This is a genomic window from Stenotrophomonas sp. STEN021 (assembly GCF_056760175.1).
This window is the reverse complement of the sequence record NZ_JBRREH010000138.1, coordinates 1-6,045: the sequence shown is the minus strand read 5'-3', so window position 1 is coordinate 6,045 and position 6,045 is coordinate 1. Positions and strand designations below refer to the sequence as shown.

Annotated in this window: 7 protein-coding genes; all 7 read left to right on the top strand. The window is 65.1% G+C overall.

Going from position 1 to position 6,045, the window contains the following annotated elements; translation table 11 throughout:
- The first annotated feature begins 222 nt into the window (after positions 1-222).
- The 7 genes from pstC (at position 223) to ACVOL0_RS19815 (ending at position 5,930) form a co-directional block, all read left to right on the top strand.
- Entirely contained in the window at positions 223-1,194 is a 972-nt protein-coding gene (pstC, locus tag ACVOL0_RS19845) for a phosphate ABC transporter permease subunit PstC (RefSeq protein WP_481550548.1), read from the top strand.
- Entirely contained in the window at positions 1,194-2,057 is an 864-nt protein-coding gene (gene pstA, locus ACVOL0_RS19840) for a phosphate ABC transporter permease PstA (protein WP_481550547.1), read from the top strand. The genes pstC and pstA overlap by 1 nt, the downstream gene beginning before the upstream one ends.
- A gap of 31 nt (positions 2,058-2,088) precedes the next feature.
- Complete coding sequence (gene pstB / locus ACVOL0_RS19835) at positions 2,089-2,919, top strand: phosphate ABC transporter ATP-binding protein PstB (protein ID WP_481517407.1); 831 nt, start codon at positions 2,089-2,091, stop codon at positions 2,917-2,919.
- A gap of 152 nt (positions 2,920-3,071) precedes the next feature.
- On the top strand, positions 3,072-3,779 hold the full coding sequence (gene phoU, locus ACVOL0_RS19830) for a phosphate signaling complex protein PhoU (RefSeq protein ID WP_057628448.1): 708 nt from the start codon (positions 3,072-3,074) through the stop codon (positions 3,777-3,779).
- A gap of 205 nt (positions 3,780-3,984) precedes the next feature.
- The gene (locus tag ACVOL0_RS19825; RefSeq protein WP_481550546.1) at positions 3,985-4,335 is read left to right on the top strand and encodes an HvfA family oxazolone/thioamide-modified RiPP metallophore; all 351 of its coding nucleotides are present in this window, start codon (positions 3,985-3,987) and stop codon (positions 4,333-4,335) included.
- 22 nt (positions 4,336-4,357) lie between these two features.
- Entirely contained in the window at positions 4,358-5,176 is an 819-nt protein-coding gene (locus tag ACVOL0_RS19820) for an HvfB family MNIO-type RiPP peptide maturase (protein ID WP_481550545.1), read from the top strand.
- Positions 5,169-5,930, top strand: a complete 762-nt coding sequence (locus tag ACVOL0_RS19815) for an HvfC family RiPP maturation protein (protein WP_481550544.1) — start codon at positions 5,169-5,171, stop codon at positions 5,928-5,930. Before ACVOL0_RS19820 ends, ACVOL0_RS19815 begins: the two co-directional genes overlap by 8 nt.
- Positions 5,931-6,045: the final 115 nt, after the last annotated feature.

Sequence of the window (6,045 nt, the reverse complement as noted above, 5' to 3'; positions counted from 1 at the left end):
CCGCGCGCCGCGCGCGTCCCCCCCCCCCCCCCCCCCCCCCCCCCCCCCCCCCCCCCCCCCCCCCCCCCCCCCCCCCCCCCCCCCCCCCCCCCCCCCCCCCCCCCCCCCGCCTCTGTCATACCGTCATCCCCGCGCAGGCGGGGATCACGACCTCGAAGAATTGAATTCCCCGACCTCGGGGACAGAAACACCACCGCATCCTCCTGGGCCCCTGCCGCTGCCATGAATGCCATTGCACCGTCCCTAGCTTCCTCGCCCACTTCGCGTGATCTTCGCGATGCCCGCAACGACCGGCTGTTCCGCTGGTTCCTGATCGCCACCGTGATCTTTGTGCTGGTCGCCTTGGCCAGTGCCGCGCTGTCCATGCTCTGGGGCGGCCGCCATGCGCTGCAGGAACAGGGCCTGAGCTTCTTCTATTCCTCCGACTGGAATCCGGTCGAGAACAAATTCGGTGCGCTGGCACCGATCTACGGCACCATCGTCACCGCCTTGATCGCCATGCTGATCGCGGTACCGGTGAGCTTCGGTGTCGCCTTCTTCCTGACCGAAGTGGCACCGCGCTGGTTGCGTGGCCCGGTCGGCACCGCCATCGAATTGCTGGCCGGCATCCCGTCCATCATCTACGGCATGTGGGGCCTGTTCGTGCTGGTGCCGGTGATGACCGAGTACGTCACTCCGTTCCTCAACGATCACCTTGGCCCGCTGCCGGTAATCGGCGCGCTGTTCCGCGGTCCGCCGCTGGGCATCGGCATGCTCACCGCCGGCTTCGTGCTGGCGATCATGGTGATCCCCTTCATCTCCTCGGTGATGCGTGAGGTCTTCCTCACCGTGCCCACCCGTCTGAAGGAATCTGCCTACGCGCTGGGATCAACCAAGTGGGAAGTGAGCTGGGACATCGTCCTGCCGTACACCCGCTCCGCTGTCATCGGCGGCGTCTTCCTCGGCCTGGGCCGTGCACTGGGCGAAACCATGGCGGTGGCCTTCGTAATCGGCAACAGCGTGCGCCTGACGCCCTCGTTGCTGGAGCCGGGCACCACCATCGCCGCACTGATCGCCAACGACTTCGGCGAAGCGACTGAAACCTACCGCTCGGCCCTGCTGCTGCTCGGCTTCGTGTTGTTCATCGTCACCTTCGTGGTGCTGGCACTGGCCCGCCTGATGCTGATGCGACTGTCCCGCAAGGAGGGCAACTGATGTCCGCTTCCGCTGATTCGCTGTACCTGCGCCGTCGCCTCGTCAACCTGCTTGCGCTGCTGATGGGCTGCGCCACTGCCTTGTTCGGCCTGTTCTTCCTTGGTTGGATCCTGTGGACGCTGCTGTCCAAGGGCCTGCCCGGCATCAACATCGACCTGTTCACCAAGATGACACCGCCGCCGATGCAGGAAGGCGGCCTGCTCAATGCCTTCTTCGGCAGTGCGGTGATGTGCGCACTGGCAATCGGCATCGGCACGCCGCTGGGCGTCGCCGCCGGCACCTGGCTGGCCGAGTACGGCAACGCCCGCAAGGCCGGCACCGTGGTCCGCTTCGTCAATGACATCCTGCTGTCGGCACCGTCGATCGTGCTCGGCCTGTTCGTCTACACGCTGTACGTGATGCAGACGGGCGGCCAGTTCTCGGCCTTTGCAGGCGCGCTGTCGCTGGCCTTCATCGTGCTGCCGGTGGTGATCCGCACCACCGACGAAATGCTGCGCCTGGTACCGGTGCAGATGCGCGAAGCTGCATTGGCACTGGGTGTGCCGCAGTGGAAGGTGATCATGCAGGTGCTGTACCGCAGCGCGATGGCCGGCATTGTCACCGGCATCCTGCTGGCCCTTGCACGCATCTCCGGCGAAACCGCACCGCTGCTGTTCACCGCCTTCGGCAACCAGTACTGGAACAGCAATGTGATGCAACCGATGGCCTCGGTGCCGGTAGTGATGAACCAGTTCGCCGGCAGCCCGTACGAATCCTGGCAGGTCCTGGCCTGGGCAGGTGCCCTGGTGCTGACCGTGTTCGTCCTGCTGGTCAGCCTCTCCGCGCGCGGCCTGCTGCTGCGCAACCGCATCTCGAACGACTGAACTTAAACGATTGATTGCCATGGACCTTCCCATGAACGACCTCAGCAACGCCGTACCGATGCAGCGCATCTCCGTGCCCGCCGCCAACCAGTCGCTGCATACGCCGGCGCCGGTCAAGCTGGCGGCACGCGGCCTGGACTTCTACTACGACAAGTTCCACGCGCTGAAGAGCATCAACCTGGAGATTCCGGAGAAGCGTGTCACCGCGCTGATCGGCCCCTCCGGCTGCGGCAAGTCCACCCTGCTGCGCATCTTCAACCGCATCTACGCGCTGTACCCGAAACTGGAAGCGCGCGGTGAAGTGCTGCTGGATGGCGAGAACATCCTCTCGCCCAAGTACCCGATGAACCGCTTGCGCTCCAAGGTTGGCATGGTGTTCCAGAAGCCGGTGCCGTTCCCGATGACCATTTTCGAGAACGTGGCCTACGGCATCCGCCACCACGAGAAGCTGTCCAAGGCCGACATGGCCGTGCGCGTCGAGCAGGCGCTGCGCCAGGGCGCGCTGTGGGACGAAGTGAAGGACAAGCTCAACCAGAGCGCGCTGGGCCTGTCCGGTGGCCAGCAGCAGCGCCTGTGCATCGCCCGTGCGGTGGCCCTGCGCCCGGACGTACTGCTGCTCGACGAGCCGACCTCCGCGCTGGACCCGATCTCGACCAGCCGCATCGAGCAGCTGGTGGAAGAGCTGAAGAACGATTACACCATCGCCATCGTCACCCACAACATGCAGCAGGCGGCGCGTGTGTCCGACTACACCGCCTTCATGTACCTGGGCGACCTGATCGAACACGACCGCACCGAGACCATCTTCTCCAACCCCTCCAAGCAGCAGACCGAGGACTACATCACCGGTCGCTTTGGCTGAGGCCGGCGCGCGGACCGCACCCGGTCCGCAGCCCGCTGGAAGCCTGGCCAAGGACGGCCTGGCCGCACTCCGAAGCCAGATGTACGCCATGGATGGCAATGCAGCTCCCGAACGAATGCAGTCCCACCCGAACAGTCTCCAGCGAGCATTCCATGAATCTTCCCAACGACCACATCGTCAAGAGCTATGACGAAGAACAGCAGCGACTGGTGACCGAGATCGTGCGCATGGGCGAAATGTCCGTTGCCCAGCTCGAAGCCGCGCTGGACGTGATCGAGCGCCGCGACGAAAAGGCCGCCCAGCGTATCGTCGCCAACGACGAGGCCATCGACCAACTTGAGCAGCAGATCAGCCACGACGTGATGCGCCTGGCCCTGCGTGGGCCGATGGCCCGCGACCTGCGCGAGATCCTTGCCGGCCTGCGCATCCCCGCCGACATCGAGCGCATCGGCGACTACGCCGCCAACGTCGCCAAGCGCTCCATTGCCTTGGCCGCGGTGCCGCCGCTGCCGCAGATCCAGGGCGTCCGTGCCCTCGGCCGGCTGGCCGCGCAGCAGGTACGCCGCGCGATGGAGGCCTACCGCGACAACGATGCCGAGGCCGCACTGAAGCTGCGCGCCGACGACGCGCGCCTGGATGCGCAGTACACCGCGCTGTTCCGCGAGCTGCTGACCTACATGATGGAAGACCCGCGCAACATCACCCCGTGCACGCACCTGCTGTTCATGGCCAAGAACCTGGAACGCATCGGCGACCACGCCACCAACATCGCCGAGAACGTCTGGTTCCTGGTACACGGTGATGCGCCGCTGCCGCCGCGCGAGAAGCGCGACGAAACCAGCACCGTCGATCACGCCTGAGCCGTTGTTGCAGGGCCGCTGCGCGCATCTGCAGCGCGCGTCGATCAAGGTACCGGTCATCACTGGCGGATGGTCATCAGCTGAATCAAACGGGCCCCATGCGGGCCCGTTGTCGTTCCAACGATGGCAAGGTGGCGCCGTTGGCGCGAGCCGCTTGCTAAGCTCCGCCTTCCCCCCGGCCCAACCACTACCGGAGACACATCCAATGGCCATCGACATCCGCAAGTCCACCACGCTCGCCCTTGGCGCTGCCCTGTTCGGCGGTATGGCGGCCCCTGCCTTTGCCATGACCGATCTCGCGCAAGGCTATGCGCTTGACGCCAGCGCCCAGACCCCGCCGACCGCCGAAGCCCAAGCGGCCACCGCTACCGCACAAGCCAGCGATGCCTCCGCCAAACAGAAAGCCGAAGGCAAGTGCGGCGAGGGCAAGTGTGGCGAAGGCAAGTGCGGTACCGACAAGGACAAGCCCAAGGCTGATGGCGAAACAGCTGCCGGCGCGGACAAGGCAAAAGCCGAGGGCAAGTGCGGTGAGGGCAAGTGTGGCGGCAAGCACTAAGCCTGCCGGTTTGAACCAGCGCATGCCCGCCCAGGCCAGCGCTGGCCTCGGTCTGCGACGCTCGCTGCTCGACGCCTTGCAGGCCGCACCGGCCGGCGCATTCGACTTTCTCGAATGCGCCCCGGACAACTGGATCGGCGTTGGCGGCAGTTTGGGCGAAGCGCTGTCCGCACTGTCGCAGCAGCATCCGCTCAGCTGCCACGGCCTGTCGCTGTCGCTGGGCGGTCCAGCGCCTTTGGATGTGGAGTTCCTCGCACGTACCCGGCGTTTCCTCGACCAGCATCAGGTCGCGCTGTACAGCGAGCACCTGAGCTGGTGCACGGATGACGGCCATCTCTATGAACTGCTGCCACTGCCGTTCACCACAGAGGCTGTGCAGCACGTTGCCGCACGTATCCGCCAGACCCAGGACATCCTCGGTCGTCGAATCGCCGTGGAAAATGCCTCCTACTACGCCGTGCCTGCGGCGGACATGGACGAGGCCGACTTCATCAACGCCGTGCTCGACGAAGCCGATTGCGATCTGCTGCTGGACGTCAACAACGTCTACGTCAATGCGATCAATCACGGCTATGATGCCCGTGCCTTCTTGACACGGTTGCCCTCGCAGCGGATTGCCAGCTACCACATTGCCGGTCACCACGACGAAGCCGAAGACCTGAAGATCGACACCCATGGCATGCCGGTCAAGGGCGATGTCTGGACGCTGCTGGCCGACACCTACGCCATGCATGGTGTGCGCCCCACCCTGCTCGAACGCGACTTCAACTTCCCGCCGCTGCCCGAGTTACTGGATGAGGTGACGCGGATCCGTCAGTTGCAGCAGGCCGCTCATGGCTGAGCCCCTGCGCGATCTACAGATGCGCTTTGCCGCGCACCTGCGCGACCCGTTGCAACAACCTGCTCCGGCGGGCATCGACAGCACACGCATGCAGGTATACCGCGAGCTGTACTTCAACAATATCCAGGGTCTGCTGGCTGCCAACTTTCCCGTGATCGCGCGCACCCTGGGGCAGCCGCGCTGGCAACAACTGGTGCGCGATTTCTGCCGCGAGCATCGTGCGCATACACCGCTGTTCCCGGAGGTCGGGCAGGAGTTCATTGCCTTTCTGGACGATCGATCCGCCGATCCGCAAGCGCCTTGGCTGCTGGAACTGGCCCATTACGAATGGATGGAGCTGGCGCTGAAGATCAGCGATGAACCTGTGCCCGCGCATGATCCTGGTGGTGACCTGCTGACCGGTAGCCCGGTCTGTTCGCCGTGGTGCCGTGCACTGGCCTACCACTGGCCGGTGCATAGGATTGGTCTGGAATATCAGCCCAGTGAGCCGCCGCTACAACCGACGTTGCTGCTGGCCCGACGCGAGGCTGATGGAAATGTCGTGTTCTCCGAGCTTTCGCCGTTGCTGTACCGGTTGCTGGAGAGGCTGGAGCAGTTTCCCGAACTCAGTGGGCATGAGCAACTGCGGGAGTTGGCAGTTGAGGCGGGTACAGAGGCTGACGAGGAGTTCATCAGCAATGGCGCGGCAATGCTGCGGCAGTTGCGGGACAAGGGCTGTTTGCTGGGCAGCTTGGCCCCCTCCCTTGCGCCGTAGGCGCAGGGGAGGGTTGGGGAGGGGCTGGCCTCCGGGCACTACCGGGAATGCCCCGGTAGAGCCGAGCCATGCTCGGCTGAGGCACTACCGGTAAAGCCCCTGCCGAGCATGGCTC